This window comes from Parabacteroides faecis (assembly GCF_014647375.1).
In the GTDB taxonomy this organism is placed as follows: domain Bacteria; phylum Bacteroidota; class Bacteroidia; order Bacteroidales; family Tannerellaceae; genus Parabacteroides; species Parabacteroides faecis.
The window spans coordinates 268,552-287,012 of sequence record NZ_BMPB01000002.1 but is presented as its reverse complement, the minus strand read 5'-3'; the positions used below and the strand labels follow the sequence as shown (position 1 = coordinate 287,012).

Below are 18,461 nucleotides of genomic sequence, written 5' to 3'. Positions count from 1 at the left end.
GACTCGAGAGGCCTATTCTTAATCAATCTTCAGCTTCATTATCGTGATTGAATTAGGCGGAAAGGAATAAACCATCGGTCCCCCTAATGAGAAAGATACATTTTTCGATACCGGAATAATCCTTGTAGGATCTTTAAATGTATTACGAGCCGAAGGATCTCCCGCTAACTGAAGGATCTCAGCATCATTCTTAACACCGGCACCTTTTATATTCAACTCTGTTTTTTCTTCATGCTGTGTCGTATTGACCACTTTCAGTATGATCGTATCAGTCTCTTTATCCAAAGTCGCTACGGATACAAGTGAAGGCAGAGGAGGCAATACAACCTCATGCAACAATACACCATCCACATAACAGCTAACTGTTTCATCTTTACAAACGACTTTCACATCATACCAGCGATTACTCTCAAAAGAATATGCTTTAGGAGAGCGCAACGTATCTTTCACAGCACCCGATGAGCGGTAGAACTCACAGGAACCCGGAGTGATGGAAACGGCAATATGGTCATTCGCTTCTCCATTCTTTCCATTATCCCGCACACGTAGCTGAACCGGTCCGCTCCCTTTATTCCTTCTTAGCTTCATAGAGAAAGTATAATCATGGGCTGTAGAATCCCCCATCAGAACATAGTTCCAACGGTTGGCATCAGGTGTTAAAGTTCCGTTATTCACTTTCCAGCCACCGGTCCGGACCATAGCTTCCGTTACCGGTTTTCCATCGATCCTCACATCATCAAAGTCATAACTATTATCAAACAAATCGATTCCGGTATATCCGAACGTCACCTGTGGCTTATTGTACGTATTAATTTCCGTTTTCAACAGATCATCACCCCGATTATCCGAAAACATCTTCAGCATATAATAAGAAGGCGACCCTATAGCACTGTTATTATTAAATGAAATAGCCGGATATCTCTGGAAGTCATAATTCACATTTCCCAATACAGGTGCATAAGCCAGATGTTTTACAACTTCCGGACTGTTCTCTACCCCCAGCAGAAAGCAAGCCTCTCCTATTGCAGCCCGTAACGTTCCCTGCAAAGAAACATCTCCCATACTGAATTCTCCGATGAATACAGCAGGGAATCTTCTCAGATATTGTCCGGTTTCATACCTGTTATGATTCGCGATCAGAAAGTCCTCACCGGAATAGAAATGGTAATCCGTCCACTCTGTTCTGTTTTTCCCTGAAATAAAAGAACTTTTGATCACGGTAATTTCCGGATAAGCTTCATTGATCGCTTTTTTAAACAGATCAAAACGCTTGGAATATTCCTGTCCATAGTTTTCACTACCGACCTCTATGTATTTCAGATCAAAAGGTGCCGGATGCCCATTCTTTGCACGCATAGCACCAAATGTCGAATCAGCCGGTTGATTGGCATAAGCGATGGCATCCAATGCATCTTGTACTAACTTATTCATTGCCGTAATATCCTCATAACGCGGACGTCTGCTCTGACTGGTAACCCCACTGTTTATCACATAGAGCGGTTCTGCATTCAAATCTTCACACATCTGCAGATATTCATGATATCCCATCCCATTCGTCGAACCATAGGCCCAAATATTCCAGAAATTCCTACGCGTAGAGATATCACCTATCGTTTCATGCCAGACCGGATATGTCCCAGCTGTATATCCTTCAACAAAACTACCTCCCGGAAAACGAATGAACTGAGGATTGAGCGCAGAGATCATCTCCATCAGATCAGGACGCAAACCATTAGGTCTGTCTCTCCATGTTTTTTGAGGAAATAAAGAAACCATATCCATCCAGAATACAATGGAAGTATCGGCAGTAATTGCTAAAACGGCATTATCGGTATTTTCTGAAGCCGTGAACGTGTGTTTATATTTTCTCCATTCATATATCGGAGACACATTAAAAATATCACTTAACGGTGCCCCTATCACGGAATCTCCGATAAATATACTTACTTTTTTAGGAATCATCGAACCGCCTTTCAGGAATAAAGACAACTCATATTTTTCTCCCTTACGTATGGAAAGTCCATTATAACCCGTTGCAGCGACTCCTCCTCGTCCCGACTCCGAGGAGGTAGCAACAGAGACCAGCAAAGATCGCTTATTCTTATCATTAATCAATTCCTGTCCATCAGGCCACATACTGGTATTGGATGAGATTTTTCGCCATCCGGGCAATGAATCGGAACGAATAAAAGGAATTGTCCATCCGTTCGGAGTACTTAAAACATTTCGTTTTGCATCATACGGACAGTTCAAAGGAGGCACTCCCTCTTCAAAGCTACGATTTTGTATCATCTCCGCATACAATCCGCCGTCGATAGCATGATTTATCTCTTCTATTGTTACTCCATACAATTTTTTATTCACAGGAACAGAAAAACCGTCCATATCAATCACTATCGATGATGTAACAGGCATTTCCGGCTGGCATCCGGACAACAACAAAACAAGTATAGCGCTTATATTTAATACTTTAAAAGGTATATTCATTTCTTTGTTTATCAATTCAAAATAATGACTACATTTCGCCTTGCAAACTTAAAGAATAATTTCCACATATATCATTCTTTGAGAAAAAGACTATTCCACATTAAAAACCTTTGATTTTTATACTCTTTATTAAATAATTATTTTAATTTTGTGCATTGAAGCATACAAAAAAAGCACTAGTATAAGAAAAAACATGAAACAGTCAATTTTATTGGTTGATGATAAGCCGGAAATAGCAAAGATTATAATGCTGTATTTGTCTTCATTGTATGAAGTCACATATAAAGAAAATCCGATAAAAGCTATAGCATGGCTTAATGAAGGTAATATTCCTGACGGGGTTATATCCGATTTGAATATGCCCGAGATGAGCGGAGAAGAATTTTTGTGCTATTTAAAGGCAAACGAACTTTTCAATCACATTCCGGTACTGATCCTCTCTAGCGTTGAAAGTAGCGCTAACAGAATCCGTCTTTTTGAAGAAGGAGCAGAAGATTTCATTCTGAAACCTTTTAATCCTGAAGAACTGAGAGTCAGGGTTAAGAGACTCTTGAGATAAGTACTTAAACACCAGGGTAAAAACGACATTAGTATGGAATATATCTTTTGGGGGAATAATATTCCTTTAGCAACTCACCTACGAGAAACTCTGCAATGCAAGATTTCCGAATGTCTCACTTTCCAACAGTTAAAATCAAATCTCACCCTTATCAATGAGGTTGATTTTTGCGTATTTGTGGAAAGACAGGATATATTAACGGATATACCGACCATCACCCAGCTTCATAAAATGTATCCGGCTCTCTATATCATTTTAATAAGCGAGCCATTACGTAAAGAAGAGAAAATACCTTATCTGAGAGCAGGTATCGATTGCATGATCTCAAAAAAGACCTCAAAAGAAGACATGCAAAAGTTATTGTCCGTCGTCATCGATTTCAAAGAAAAAGAGAAATCCAGAAAAGATAACCCAATTTCATCTCTGGCTGAATTTCATTTGCCGGTATGGAAACGTTCATTCGATATTCTGGCTGCCGGATCAGCGATCCTTTGTTTATCCCCCATACTCATAACAACGGCATTAGCGATACTTTTTGAAAGTAGAGGAAAAGTCGTATACAAGTCGAAACGTGTAGGCAGTAATTACAAAATTTTCGATTTTTATAAGTTCCGCTCCATGTATGCGGACGCAGACAAAAGACTTGCAGAGTATCAGAAACTGAATCAATACACTAAAAAAATAGCGGACGAAGAGTCAAACAACTCTTCGTCCGCTGCAGAGGATCCTCTGCAAGCCACTTCCGGCAATATTGAACAGGATATACTTTTATTCTCAGATAATCTAAGTACATCCGAAAACGATTATCTGAAAACCAAACGCACAGAGCGTTCGAATGCTTTCTTCAAACTGGAAAACGATCCGCGAATCACTCGTGTGGGACATTTCATCAGAAAATATAGCATAGACGAACTCCCGCAGCTATTCAACATTTTAAAGGGTGACATGTCAGTTGTAGGAAACCGACCGCTTCCTTTATACGAAGCCGAATTACTCACAAGCGACGAATATGTAAACCGCTTTATGGCTCCTGCCGGCCTAACCGGCTTATGGCAGGTAGAAAAACGCGGAGGTGCAGGAAAAATGTCCGCTGAAGAACGAAAGCTTCTGGATATCAAGTATGCGAAAGAATTTTCTTTCCGTATGGATATGATGATCATTATCAAAACATTTACGGCATTCATTCAAAAGGAAGATGTATAGAGACTCTAAGCTGATGAAAAACATTTTCATTATATTATTACTGATAAATACTTCCTACTGTTTCTGCCAGAAAAATAAAAGCAACTATTTTAATAAGGCAACTACGGTAGAAGTCACTACTATGGTTAACAACGACTCCATACAAGCAATGCTGGACGATTATGAACGGATTCAGTTACCTCCTCTTTCTGTCTTTTTACAATCTGTTTACGATCATCCTTCTATTAAAATTTATGAAGCAAAACGAGAAGAAGCCAACGCTGAGATGAAAATATCAAGAAGGGAATGGCTGGACTATTTCAGAATATATGGACAATACCAATATGGAAGAATTGTCCAATTATCATCAACAGAAACAGTGGACGATCCTATGTTCACGACCAGTCTGGGCAGCAATCAAAGTACATACAGCGCAGGTTTCTCCATTTCAGTTCCTTTTGGCGATCTATTTAGTCGTAAGCAAAAGATAAGAGCAAAAAAAGCACATTTTCGTCAACTGGATTATGAATATGAAATGTCGATCGAGGAACGAAAGTTGAAGATATTAGAAGCATACAATGATGTTCTACAATCTTTAGCAACTTTAAAAGCGAAGTCTGACGCAGCTGCACTATATAGCGCTCAAATGAAAATATCCGAGCAAGACTTCATCAATGGGAAAATTGGAATAGGCGAACTTTCTATAGAAAAAGGAAGACGAACAAATGCTATTATTCTTTATCAGGAAGGACGAACTACCTTGCATAATGCAGTCACTCTGTTAGAAATGCTTACAAACGTAAAGATCATAAATAGATAACTTATGGATATCACACTCTATATATCCCGTTTTCTACATCGTATCCGTTACCAACTAATACTGGGTTCACTTGTCGTGACAGCATTAGTTGCCTACTTTACGCAATTTATGCAAAAGAAATATACTGTAAATACATCTATATATACAGGTATTACATCAAATACAGGATTAGAAAGCGAAAGTAAACCGGATTGGATGAGTGTGAACAATACGTTCGATAATCTGGTAAATCTAACCAAATCAAAAGGTACTTTAGAAACTGTATCTATGAAATTACTGGCTACTAACCTGATTAATGGGGATGCTAATATCGATAATAAATATATATCAGCTAAAAACTACCAAAACTTGATTACACTTGTGCCCAAGGAAGTCCTGAACCTGGTCGACAAAGATTCATTTGAGAAAACAGTAAACAATCTTGAAAAATATAAACAAGGCGATACGCATAATTTTTTATACAGATTATTTAATGGGTTCGCCCCGTACTATAGTTACGGATCATTATCCCAAATCATTGTAAAACGTTTAGGTAACAGTGACTTAATCGATATTGCTTATACCTCTACAGACCCGGGAATCACATTAACAACCGTAAAACTGATCAGTGAGGAATTACGTATTTCATATAATCAACTGAAATATAAAACAGCTGATGACATCGTAAAATACTATGAGAATGAGCAAAAAAGGCTGCGCGAGCAATTGAATAAACTTGAAAACGAACTAACAGATTATAACATTCAAAATAGCGTAATCAATTATCAGGAACAAACAAAAGCAATTGCCGGTTCATTTGCTGATTTTGAAAATAGACACGAAGAAGTTATCCGCAGGATAAATAGTTCTTCACAGTTAATAGAAGGTCTTGAAGAATATATGAAAATCCGTATCAAACTGGTAAAAGCAAATGATGAATTTATCAAAGCATTAGAAGATATTTCAAAAATAAACGGTAAAATCACCGAAATTGAAATTTTCACTACGGAAGAAGCCCAAAATGATGATCTGGAACTATTGAAATACAAAGAAGAATTAAAAAATGCCGAGAAAAAAGTTGCAACATTAACAGAACAAATAAATAACTACAAAGAAAGTAAAGAAGGTCTTTCAATTGACGGTTTAGTCAACGAATGGCTCTCACAAACGATCATCAACATAAAAGCCAAAGCTGAATTAAAAATATTGGATCAAAGAAAAAAAGAATTTGCGGAACAATATAAAACATATTCTCCTGTCGGAACACAAATCAACAGGCAAGAACGTGAAATCCATGTTACCGAAGAATCTTATTTACAAGTGTTACATGCTCTGAATATGGCAAAGATGAAACAAAAGAACCTGCAGCTTACCACTGCAACATTGAATACCATCTCGGAGCCTGCATTCCCTTTGTTTAGTGATAAAAGCAAACGAATGCTACTGATCATTGCTGCATTTGCCGGAAGCATAATATTCATTATTGGTCTTAATTTGATAGTCGAATTATTAGACAGAACTTTACGGGATGCAGAACGTGCCCGAAGACTTACCAAAATGATCGTTTTAGGAGCATTTACAGGCAATCAACAATTAAAATACAGAGGATTCATAAAAGCATGCAACAGAATTTCAGCTGCCTATACTTGTAACCGACTGATGCAATATATGAAAAAAGGTCATACGTTCCATATCAATATATTAAGTATAGATAGAAAAGAAGGTAAAAGTTTCGTCTGCCAGTATATAACAGAATATTGGAAGGAAATTGGATTCAATGTCAAGCACTTGGTTGCAGGAATAGATTTTCCGATTGACGCAACATATTTATCTTCAGGAGAAATCGATTCTTACATAAAAGATAACGACCATCCGGACATAATCTTATTAGAATACCCTGCAATTAAAGATAATAGCCTACCGGTTAATCTGTTAAACAAAGCAGATGTTAATCTCTTAATTGCCAATGCTCGCAGAGTATGGAAAAACAGTGATGAAGAGTTTGTGAAATATCTACATGATATGGCTCAGGACAAACCATTATATCTCTATTTGAATAATGCTTCACGTGAAGCTGTAGAAGACTTTACCGGTCAATTACCCCCGGAAACCTCTATTCGTTCACTTTCAAACCGTATTATTTATATGGGATTAACAGCAAAAAACTCTGCAATTGGAGAATAACATGGATAACAGTAATTACATACCTGGCGAAACTCGTTCCGTTAAACTTCTCTATCTTTTAATATTGGTAGGGTTAGTTGGTATTCTTATGGCCTTATTATCCATGAACATACCTCTGTTTGCAGTAATTATAACATTTCCTTTTATATGTACCGGAGGAATTTTAATTTTGAGATATCCTCAATTAATGCTATTCATCATCTTTACTATCAATTATTTCATACTTGGGATCACTCGTTATATACCGATAGAAGGAATAAGTATAATTATGGATATATTATATGTTTTGACCCTCATACTGATTATTATACAAAGCGCACTCTATCACAATATCGAATGGAAAAGATGTTTTCACCTATTAAGTGCATTTTCATTGCTATGGGCATCCTATTGTATTTTGGAAATTATGAATCCAAGTGCGCTATTGGATGGTTGGATTTTATCCAGAGGATTAATTATTAACGGATTAATCATCACAGTTATAACTTCTTTATTATGCACCAAATACAAAATATTGAAAGCCATCTTATTCACTTATTCACTTTTCACAGTATTAGCGATACTGAAAACTTTTATGCAAAAATATGTAGGCTTTGATACTTTTGAAACCCGATGGCTCAATAACGGAGGTGCAACCACTCATTTAATACATTCCGGAATACGCTATTTTTCATTTTTCACGGATGCCAGTAATATGGGATCAAATATGGGAGGTGCAGGTATTGTTTTAGGTATAGCATCTTTATATATAAGAAATAGAACACTCAAGATTTACTATGTAATTGTTGCTATTGTTTCTTTATATACTATGATGCTTTCCGGCACCCGGGGAGCCATAATTGTCCCTTTGGCTGGAATAGCACTCTATACTGTTGTGAGCAAACAAACGCGATCAATAATACTAGGAAGCATCTCTTTAGCCCTAGTTTATGTATTTTTCGCTTTTACGATGATCGGACAAAGTAATTCATCGATCAGAAGAATGAGAACAGCGTTTAAACCAAGTGAAGATGCTTCATACATCGTCCGTAAAGAAAACCAAAGGAAATTAAAGGAATATCTAAAATATAAACCATTTGGAGAGGGCCTGGGATTATCCGGTGATGGTTTGGGGGTAAAACTATCCAAACGCTTTACAACTTCTATACCTACAGACTCCTGGTATGTTAAGATATGGGTTGAAACAGGAATAATCGGTTTGATCATATATATGGGAATGGTTCTTATTACTATAGGCCGTGGATCATGGATTTTAATGTTCAATATACATGATCCGGAACTTAAAGGGATATTAACAGGCTGGCTATGTGCCATATTTGGTATGTTTATGAGCGCATATGGAAACTCATTTTGGGGACAATTTCCAACAATGGTCATTGCTTTCATGGGTATGAGTTTTATTTTAAATGGAAAGTATTTTGACAAAGAACTTAGTAATTATACAAACCTTTAGTTGATAGAAATATGATAGAATTATTATTTAATATAAAGAACAATTGGATAGATAAACAAGAATATATATTCCTGCTTATCGATGCCATCCTTTTTTTACTTTTTCTGATAGCGGTTTTATATCTATTCATATTTGCTGCTTATTCAAAAAAGAAAGCTCCTTATACTTACCCTAAAGCTAATAAACAATGCCGATATGCTATATTGTTTCCTGCTTATATGGAAGATGAAGTAATCATTGATTCTGTTCAATCATTTCTCAGACAAGATTATCCTAGAGAATTATATGATGTAATTGTTGTTTCAGATCAAATGCAGGAAAAAACAATTCTTAAATTAAAAGAAATAACTGCTAAAGTCACTCAAATATCGGATCCGATAAATACCAAGATCTATGCTTTGGAAAAAGCCATTGAATATATTGAACAAGAAAAACTATCATTTGATATGGTTGTAGTCCTTGATGCTGATAATATTGTAAAACCTGACTTCTTAGACAAAATCAATGATGCTTTTTATTCCGGATGTTTAGCTATACAGACACACCGAGTTGCCAAAAACCGGGATACAAATACAGCAGTCCTTGATGCTGTCAGCGAAGAAATCAATAATTCTATCTTTAGAAAAGGACATACACGTCTCGGTTTTTCTTCCGGATTAAGCGGATCCGGTATGGCTTTCGAATACACCTTATTCAAAAACCTAATCCAGGGGATTGATAAGGTAGGTGAAGATAAACATATGGAGCGTAAATTACTCTTACAAAATATATATATAGAGTATCTGGAAGATGTATATACTTTTGATGAAAAAGTAAGAGGTAAAAAAGAATTCTATAATCAACGGCGTCGGTGGTTAGCTACCCAATTTTATAATTTGTTTTCAGGAATGTCCCAATTACCGGGGGCTATATTAAGAGGGAAATGGGATTACTGTGATAAATTATTCCAATGGATGATGCCTCCCCGCATCCTACTATTAGGTTTTGTTATCCTTATCGCCTGTTTCTTAAGTGTTATCAATATATTTCTATCAATTAAATGGTGGGGGTTATTACTTTTTATTGGTATAACTTTCAGCTTGGCTGTTCCTGATTATTTAGTAGACAAACAATTCAAAAAGGCGATTATCAGTTTGCCGGTATTGTTTTTTTTAATGTTTCTCAATCTTTTTCGATTAAGGGGAGGTAATAAACATTTTATTCATACAAAACACACTGTTAGATATGAAAATAGCCATTGAAGCACAACGCATATTTCGTCCAAACAAACATGGGATGGACTTTGTTGCCTTAGAAAGCATACGGGAATTACAAAAAGTAGACAAAGAAAATGAGTATTATATTTTTGTAAGTCCTGGAGAAGACCGCTGTCTGGAGGAAACTCCCAACATGCATATTATAGAGGTAAACTGCCCCACATATCCTCTTTGGGAACAGGTGGCTTTACCTCGTGCCGTAGCAAAAATAAAAGTAGATTTACTGCATTGTACAAGTAACACAGCTCCTATCTATTGCCCGGTTCCATTGATACTCACATTACACGATATCATCTTTCTGGAACCACGGCAAAGCGGCAACAAATCATTCTATCAAAATATGGGGTGGTATTACCGCCGGTTAGTCGTTCCTCGCATTTTACCTAAATGCAAGAAGATTATTACAGTTTCTAATTTTGAACGTAACCGTATTCAAAGCGCATTGCTTCTACCCGATAGCCAAATAACATCGATATATAACGGATATAGCCGGCACTTCCGCCCGATATCCGATGCGTCGTCCGTTACAGGAAAATATATAAAAGGGAACGAATATCTCTTTTTTCTTGGAAATACAGATCCTAAAAAGAATGTTCCACGCACATTAAAAGCCTATAGCTTGTATTTAAAGAGATCGGAAAAAAAACGTCCTCTCTTGATCGCTGATTTAAAAGAAGATAAATTGGATATTATATTGAAAGAACAAGGGATAGAAGATATCAAACCTTATCTATACTATCCGGGATATATTCCCAATAAAGATCTGGCGTACCTATATAACGGAGCATATGCATTTCTATATACTTCACTCAGAGAAAGTTTCGGCATTCCCATGCTTGAAGCTATGGCGTGTGGAACACCCGTGATTACTGGAAACACATCCGCGATGCCGGAAATTGCGGGAGAAGAAGGCATACAGGCTGATCCATTCAATGAAGAAGATATTACTATTAAATTACTTCAACTGGAAAATGATCATTCCTACTACATCCGGCAGGTCGAATACGGATTACAACGAGTAAACAAATTTTCCTGGGAAAATACGGCTTTGTCATTATTGGAAATCTATCGGAATATTTTAAAATAACACCATGAATAATAGCCTTAAACAAAAGATAAAACAAAATGAGACATTAAAGCATTTCGTTTTATTTTTAATATCATCCCCCAAAAATCCTAAACCCAGATTCTGGGTAAAGTGGTTTGTAAATCCCTTTTTTCATAAGAAAGGAAAAGGAGCAACCATTCGGAAAAGCAAATCAAGGATCGATGTCTTTCCCTGGAATCAGTTCACAGTAGGAACTAATACACTAATAGAAGATTTCACCACCATTAACAATGGTGCTGGCGATGTCATCATTGGTAATAATGCAAGAATAGGCATAGGATCAGTTGTAATTGGTCCTGTTAAGTTAGGAAATAAGGTAGGTCTGGGACAACATGTATTCATTTCCGGTTTTAATCATGGATATGAAGACGGCAATCATGATTCTAATGAGCAGCCTTTGGTAAAAAAAGATGTTATCATCGAAGATGATTCTCATATAGGAGCAAACTCTGTTATAGTAGCAGGAGTACATATAGGAAAAAGATGTCAAATAGGAGCAGGTAGTGTTGTAACAAAAAATATTCCTGATTATTCGGTTGCTGTCGGTAATCCGGCTAAAGTTATAAAGCATTTTGATTCTCAATTAAATAAATGGATTAATACTGAAAAGTGATGAAAAGCATCAAAGAATATCTGTATTACTTTATAAAAGTGAATTCAGAAAAATCGCACCGAGATTATTATCGCAACTACTATACGAAATATTTAGATATGTATATGTCATGCGAAGAAAAAAAAAGTGCAAATACCATTAAAAATGAAATGAGAATACTAAAAAAATATTGGAACGTCTATCCTTTTCAATATTTCAGATACAATTTATACAAAAAAGATTGTACTTTAAGTATCGAAGAAATGAAAGACTACATACCTGATTTCTTTGCATATTATTTACTATTTCCTAAATCATTTAAAGATAGAAATATTTTATGTGAGGATAAAAAACTTATGCATATTGTAAATGTAGGATTAAAAATATCACAACCCAACACATTATTTTTCACTGAAAACAACACAATATTATCCAGTTCGTTAGATTTCATAAACACAACAAAATGCTATAACCTAATCCAAAAATCAAATGCAAATAAAATATTTGTAAAACCTACATTTGGTGTTGGGGGAAAAGGCATTAAAGTTTTCAACAAAAATAACAACATTTTTTTAGATAGTAGTAGCAATACACCTTTAGATGAAAATTACATATCAGAAATAGCAAAAAACAATTATATTGTTCAAGAAGGGGTAAATCAACATATGGATATAAACAAAATATATCCATACGCTATAAATACATTTCGTATAATAACAGAATATAATCAAGGCAAAGAGCCTAAAATTATTTTTTCTCTTTTACGTATGGGCTGTGGAGGCATGCAGATTGATAATGCCAGTTCAGGAGGTATCTACATTAAAATAAATTCAGAATCAGGATTATTAGGGGATGAAGCAATTGCCGACGATCGAAAAACATATATAAAACATCCAGATACCCTATTTTTATTTAGCAACTACAAAATCCCATTTTGGAATGAAATTATAAAATTTGCAAAAGATGTTGCATTAAAATATTCTCCTATAAAATACATTGGGTGGGATATTGCATATTCTGAGTCAGGTCCGGTTCTCATTGAGGGGAATAATGGACCAGGGATAGAAATCATACAAGATCATTTTGGAGGCGTCAGAAAAGAATTCGATATCAATAACCCTAATGATTTTTGGTTCTCAAAAAGTTATGGATTGAAAGATTTATAAAATCTACGATAAACATATGATCATGAAATCTCCCAAAGTAAGTGTTATAATTCCTGTCTACAATACAGAAAAATATGTAGAAGAGGCTGTGAGATCTATAATGAGCCAAACATTAAAGAATATAGAAATTATTATTATTAATGATGGTTCAACAGATAACAGTCTGTCTATAATCCAGGATTTATCTAAAGAAGATTATCGCATACAAGTTTATAACCAAGAAAATCGAGGTTTATCTGCCAGCCGTAATGTAGGTATTGACTTTGCAAATGGGAAGTACTTATATTTCATGGACAGCGATGATTATCTCGAACCGGAAACATTAGAATCATGCTTACTCAAATGTGAAGAAAATTCATTAGATTTTATTTTTTTTGATGCAGACATTTTAAATAAAGATACAGAATTTGACTTCAACATCAATTATCAACATAAAGGTTGTACGAATTCGGATATAATATACAAGGGTATACAAATATTCAGTATTTTAACAGAGAGTGGAACATATACTCCGTCTGCATGTTTGAATATTATAAATACAGAATTTCTAAAAAGTATAAATCTTCGATTTCTACCTGGTATTATTCATGAAGACCAGTTATTTACGACCTTATTATATTTGCAGGCAGAAAGGGTAATGTGCATACATGAGGACTTTTTCAAGAGAAGACTTCGCCACGATTCAATTATGACGAGTAAATTCTCATTGAGAAACATGGATAGTTATTTCATCATTACTGATAAGTTATTACTTTATACATCCAATCATGTAGAAGCGCAGGAGATAATCAATAAGCATCTGTTTAAAATGCTCAATGCTGCAGTATGGCTATCTTATAAAATCTCATTTAAGGATCGTTTATATATAACTAAACGTTGTATTAAAGATTACACAAAGTATGTCTCTGGGAAAAATCTGGTGATTTTATTGTTTAAATCATTTTTCAAAAAATAAATCATATGTCTTCTACTAAAAAAGAACTTTTATCCGGTGTTTTTTATACCGCGATAGCCAAATATTCGGGAATAATAGTATCCCTGGTGGTTGCAGGGATATTAGCTCGTCTTATAGAGCCAGAGGAGTTCGGGATAGTAGCGATTGCAACTGTGATCATTTCTTTCTTCAGCATATTCAGCGATCTCGGAATAGCACCGGCAATCATACAGAATAAGGAATTATCCCAAAAGGACCTCAGTAATATCTTTACTTTCACAATCTGGTTAGGTATCAGTATATCCATCCTGTTTTTTTTATGTTCATGGCCCATCTCTCATTTCTACAAGAACGGTACATTGTTAACGATATGCCAACTACTATCATTAAATCTATTCTTCGCATCAGCCAATATTGTACCCAATGCACTATTGTTTAAAGAAAAAGAGTTTAAATTCATTGCATACCGAAGTTTAACAATCCAAATATCCGGAGGTGTTATGGCCATTACAGCAGCTATCTTGGGAGCCGGATTATATGCATTGATCATCAACCCTATATTGTCAAGTATATTGTTATTTATCATTTCTTTCCGGAAAAAACCACAAGAATTAGCTCAAACATGGGGCATACAATCCATGAAAAAGATTCTTAGTTTCTCTGCCTACCAATTCATGTTTAACGTGATCAATTATTTCAGTCGCAATCTGGATAAACTATTGATCGGAAAATATATGGATATGGTTGCATTAGGATACTATGAAAAATCATATCGGCTGATGATGTTACCTCTTCAGAACATTACGCATGTTATTTCACCTGTAATGCATCCTATATTTTCTGACTTTCAGAATGATTTGACAAAACTATCAAATTCATACAATAAAGTAATTCGTTTTCTCGCATTTATTGGATTACCTTTATCGGTATTATTATGGTTTTGTTCCAAAGAGATCATATTGATCATTTTTGGAGAACAATGGATGCCTTCTGTTCCTATATTTCAAATCCTATCCATATCAGTCGGCATACAGATCATTTTATCGACCTCCGGGTCTATTTTTCAAGCGGCAAATGATACCAAAAGTTTATTTATATGTGGTGTATTCTCCACCCTGCTCAACGTTATCGGTATATTGACCGGTATATTTTTCTTCAAGACTTTAGAGGCCGTTGCATGGTGTATATGTATCACATTTACAATCAATTTTATACAATGCTATATCTGGATGTATAAGATCACTTTTAAGCAAAGTCTCTGGAAATTCTGGAAACAGTTTTTATCTCCTATTCTACTAACAGGCATATTAATCGTTTGCTTACTACCGACCTATTACCTATCAGATAAAAGCTCTATATACGCCACTCTGCTATTAAAAGGCGGTGTATTCATTATAATTTATGTTGCATATGTGCAAATAAGAGGAGAATATAATATTATTAACTTCATCAAATCCAAAATAAAAAAATGAAAGTATTATTCCTCATATACCATGGTTTCAGTGAAACAAATGGCATCAGTAAAAAAATATGTTATCAGGTAGATGCTTTAAAAAAATGTAATTTAGATGTATGTACCTGTTACTTATCAGAATCTGATGGAAATAAATACCGGATGATTGATAATAATATATTGAGTGATTATGGACATGGATTCAGTAGTAAAATTTTAAAACGAATTGAATTCAATTCTATTGCAGATTATGCGATTCGAGAAGGAATTCATTTTGTATATATCCGCTCAGATCATAATGCCAACCCTTTTACTATTAACATGGTAAAAAAGATGCGTAAAGCCAATATTTGTGTTGTAATGGAAATACCTACTTATCCATACGATAATGAATATTCCAGTATTTACGGAAAGATAATATTGTTTATAGACAAATGTTTTAGAAAAATCTTAGCTAAATCTTTATATCGTATTATTACTTTTTCTGATTATAAATCTATTTTTGGAACCCCTACAATTCAAATATCCAATGGTATAGATTTCGATAAAATAAAACTGAAGCAAAATATCAACGGCACATCCCATGAACTTCATTTGATCGGAGTAGCGGAAATACATTACTGGCACGGATTCGACCGTCTCGTACAAGGTCTCGTTAATTACTATAAGGGAAATCCAGACTATAAAGTATTTTTCCATATTGTTGGCGATTTCTTTGGGGAAAGGGAGCGTAATGATATTTTACCCTTAATCAGCACTCACCATTTAGAGTCATATATAATTCTTCACGGGGCAAAACATGGTGAAGAGTTAGATCTGCTTTTCGAACAATCTGACATGGCAATCGGTAGCCTTGCCCGTCATCGCAGTGGTATAACGAACATAAAAACATTAAAAAACCGGGAATATGCTGCTCGTGGATTATCTTTTATCTACTCGGAACAAGATAGTGATTTTGAAAACAAACCCTATATCTTAAAAGTTCCGGCAGATGAAAGTCCTATTGATATCAATTTAATTATTGATTTTCATAGAAAATTAAATATTTCTCCCATAGATATACGAAATTCCATACAGTCTCTCTCCTGGGAAGAGCAAATGAAAAAAGTTATTACAACAGTACAAACAACACGTTAATATTATTCATTCACCACATAATAAAAACCTGTTGAATTTCAAAACATATAATAATTATACCTATTTTTGCACAAAAAGACTATGAGCCTTATTTTTAAACTAGATATACTACTGTTTATCATCACTGCAATATTTACAGGGTATAATCTTTTCTTTGTCCTAGCCGCTTTGTTCAGGCAGAGAAAAAAAGAGATCAATCATGTTGATACGCAAAACTTTGCAGTTATTTTTGCCGCTTATAAAGAGGACAGGGTGATAAAAGAATCTGTTGAAAGTTTTCTGAAGCAAAACTATCCACAAGATAAATATACAATAGTAGTAGTTTCCGACCATATGGAAGAGGCTACCAATCTGGCACTCTCTCAGATGCCCATAACACTTTTCGTGGTCGACTTCAAAGATAGTATGAAGCATAAATCCATCTCTTATGCACTGGACCACCTCGATGGTTTTGACCGGGCGATCATTATGGATGCCGATAATGTTACCGATACAGACTTTCTGACCCGGATTAATGAAGCGACACAAACTGTAAAAGTCCTCCAGGCACACAGGACCCAGAAAAATAAAAATACCTCTGTCGCTATTTGGGATGGCATCTCTGAAGAAATAAATAACACTATATTCAGGAAAGGACGCGTTAATATAGGATTATCATCCGCTTTGATCGGTTCCGGAATGGTTTTCGATTTCGAATGGTTGAAAAAACACATGCACGAATGTAAAACTTTTGCAGAAGATAAAGAACTGGAGGCTATTCTGGCAAGAGACAATGTATTTGTAGATTATAGTGATGATATATATGTATATGATGAGAAAACCGCCAGGCAAGATATCCTGATCAGGCAAAGATCGAGATGGTTCCATGCCCAAATCCTTGCCTTTTCTTTAATAATCAAGGATTTTAATCCGCGAAAGCTAAATCCTTCATACATCGATAAGATTATCCAATGGATCCCATTTCCCAGAACTGTCAGATTCTTATTGATATTCCTGATGATACTTTTCTGGTCTGTAGTGGCATTCCCCGTTGCTATTAAATGGTATATTCTGCTATTTGTCAAGATAGTAACTTATTTTTTGGCAATACCTCGAAAGATGTACACACGCGATTTTTGGAGCAGTATCATCCAATTACCATCCATGATGATTGCTTTGTTACGTAGTTATGTCGAATCGATCTGCCGCGTAAAGAAAAAAGATATGAGATTCAACAATACTCCCCATCACATAACCAAAGAGAATAATCATGGATAAGAAGGTTTCCATCATCACCGTTAATTATAATGGTGCTCCCGATACATGTGAAATGATTGAATCATTAAAGCGGCACGAGAGCTATCCCTATGAACTGATCGTCGTAGATAATGGTTCTGCAAACCTGGAGGGTTATACCCTGCTGAAAGATAAATATCCGGATGTAATAGTGATAAGAAGCGATCAGAACCTCGGATTCGCAGGTGGAAACAACATCGGGATCCAATATGCAACGGGAGATTATTTATTTTTTCTGAATAACGATACAATTATTACCTGCCCCATTCTGGAGATACTTGTAAACCGGCTGGATAGTGACAGAAAAATCGGATGTATTTCCCCTAAAACGACTTTTTGGCCACAAAGAAGCAAATTACAATATGCCGGTGCCACCCCCATGAGCTATATTACTCTGCGTAACGAATTTACAGGATATATGCAGGAAGACGACGGAAGATTCGACACCCCGCAGGAAACGGCATTTGCCAACGGAGCAGCCATGATGATACGGACCGCAGACATTCAGAAGTTCGGCCTTATGGCTGAATTCTATTTTCTGTATTATGAAGAACTGGATTGGTGTGCCTATATGCAGAAAGCCGGATTCTGTATTTGGTATGAACCCGGAGCTGTTGTCGGACATAAAGAAAGTGCCAGTGTCGGATTACAAAGTCCGTTACAGGTATATTATCACACGCGCAACCGTCTGATATTTGCTCAAAGAACCTTATCCGACCCTTTCGAAAGGAGATGTTCTTACCTCTATCAAACTTTTGTTGCCTTACCTAAACGTTTTCTGACTTATTTATGCAAAGGAAAACTCAACCTGATAGCTCCTTTGGTTAAAGGAGGAAAAGACGGAATAGCTTTTATTATGAACAAATAAATATAAAA

15 protein-coding genes are annotated in these 18,461 nt (G+C 35.6%); 14 read left to right on the top strand and 1 reads right to left on the bottom strand.

Annotated features, from left to right (window positions below; translation table 11 throughout):
* Positions 1-18 precede the first annotated feature (18 nt).
* Positions 19-2,487: an alpha-L-arabinofuranosidase family protein gene (locus IEY67_RS03740; RefSeq protein ID WP_183669839.1), complete on the bottom strand. Its 2,469-nt coding sequence runs from the start codon at positions 2,485-2,487 to the stop codon at positions 19-21.
* A 193-nt stretch (positions 2,488-2,680) separates the two neighbouring features.
* Between IEY67_RS03740 and IEY67_RS03735 the strand changes: the two genes are divergently transcribed.
* From IEY67_RS03735 to IEY67_RS03670, 14 genes are all read left to right on the top strand, one after another.
* The gene (locus IEY67_RS03735) at positions 2,681-3,046 is read left to right on the top strand and encodes a response regulator (RefSeq protein WP_122352696.1); all 366 of its coding nucleotides are present in this window, start codon (positions 2,681-2,683) and stop codon (positions 3,044-3,046) included.
* 33 nt (positions 3,047-3,079) lie between these two features.
* Positions 3,080-4,249, top strand: coding sequence for a sugar transferase (locus IEY67_RS03730; RefSeq protein WP_308425743.1), 1,170 nt, complete (start codon positions 3,080-3,082; stop codon positions 4,247-4,249).
* A gap of 13 nt (positions 4,250-4,262) precedes the next feature.
* Positions 4,263-5,048, top strand: a complete 786-nt coding sequence (locus IEY67_RS03725; RefSeq protein ID WP_122373455.1) for a TolC family protein — start codon at positions 4,263-4,265, stop codon at positions 5,046-5,048.
* A gap of 3 nt (positions 5,049-5,051) precedes the next feature.
* On the top strand, positions 5,052-7,211 hold the full coding sequence (locus IEY67_RS03720) for a GumC family protein (protein ID WP_122352695.1): 2,160 nt from the start codon (positions 5,052-5,054) through the stop codon (positions 7,209-7,211).
* A gap of 1 nt (position 7,212) precedes the next feature.
* On the top strand, positions 7,213-8,664 hold the full coding sequence (locus IEY67_RS03715) for an O-antigen ligase family protein (protein WP_122352694.1): 1,452 nt from the start codon (positions 7,213-7,215) through the stop codon (positions 8,662-8,664).
* 11 nt (positions 8,665-8,675) lie between these two features.
* Positions 8,676-9,905 (top strand): glycosyltransferase family 2 protein, encoded by a 1,230-nt coding sequence (locus tag IEY67_RS03710; protein ID WP_122352693.1) that lies wholly within the window; start codon positions 8,676-8,678, stop codon positions 9,903-9,905.
* A complete protein-coding gene (locus IEY67_RS03705) occupies positions 9,889-11,007 on the top strand; it encodes a glycosyltransferase family 4 protein (RefSeq protein WP_183669837.1) in 1,119 nt (372 codons plus the stop codon). Before IEY67_RS03710 ends, IEY67_RS03705 begins: the two co-directional genes overlap by 17 nt.
* 4 nt (positions 11,008-11,011) lie before the next feature.
* Positions 11,012-11,641 carry an acyltransferase gene (locus IEY67_RS03700; protein WP_122352691.1) on the top strand — a complete coding sequence of 210 codons (630 nt, stop codon included), beginning with the start codon at positions 11,012-11,014 and terminating at the stop codon, positions 11,639-11,641.
* Positions 11,641-12,786 carry a sugar-transfer associated ATP-grasp domain-containing protein gene (locus tag IEY67_RS03695; protein ID WP_183669835.1) on the top strand — a complete coding sequence of 382 codons (1,146 nt, stop codon included), beginning with the start codon at positions 11,641-11,643 and terminating at the stop codon, positions 12,784-12,786. Before IEY67_RS03700 ends, IEY67_RS03695 begins: the two co-directional genes overlap by 1 nt.
* 22 nt (positions 12,787-12,808) lie before the next feature.
* A complete protein-coding gene (locus tag IEY67_RS03690) occupies positions 12,809-13,741 on the top strand; it encodes a glycosyltransferase family 2 protein (RefSeq protein WP_183669833.1) in 933 nt (310 codons plus the stop codon).
* Positions 13,742-13,746: 5 nt separating this feature from the next.
* Complete coding sequence (locus tag IEY67_RS03685) at positions 13,747-15,192, top strand: lipopolysaccharide biosynthesis protein (RefSeq protein ID WP_183669831.1); 1,446 nt, start codon at positions 13,747-13,749, stop codon at positions 15,190-15,192.
* Entirely contained in the window at positions 15,189-16,310 is a 1,122-nt protein-coding gene (locus tag IEY67_RS03680; RefSeq protein WP_183669829.1) for a glycosyltransferase family protein, read from the top strand. Before IEY67_RS03685 ends, IEY67_RS03680 begins: the two co-directional genes overlap by 4 nt.
* A gap of 81 nt (positions 16,311-16,391) precedes the next feature.
* Positions 16,392-17,567 carry a glycosyltransferase family 2 protein gene (locus tag IEY67_RS03675; protein WP_183669827.1) on the top strand — a complete coding sequence of 392 codons (1,176 nt, stop codon included), beginning with the start codon at positions 16,392-16,394 and terminating at the stop codon, positions 17,565-17,567.
* Positions 17,560-18,453 carry a glycosyltransferase family 2 protein gene (locus IEY67_RS03670; RefSeq protein WP_183669825.1) on the top strand — a complete coding sequence of 298 codons (894 nt, stop codon included), beginning with the start codon at positions 17,560-17,562 and terminating at the stop codon, positions 18,451-18,453. The genes IEY67_RS03675 and IEY67_RS03670 overlap by 8 nt, the downstream gene beginning before the upstream one ends.
* Positions 18,454-18,461 lie beyond the last annotated feature (8 nt).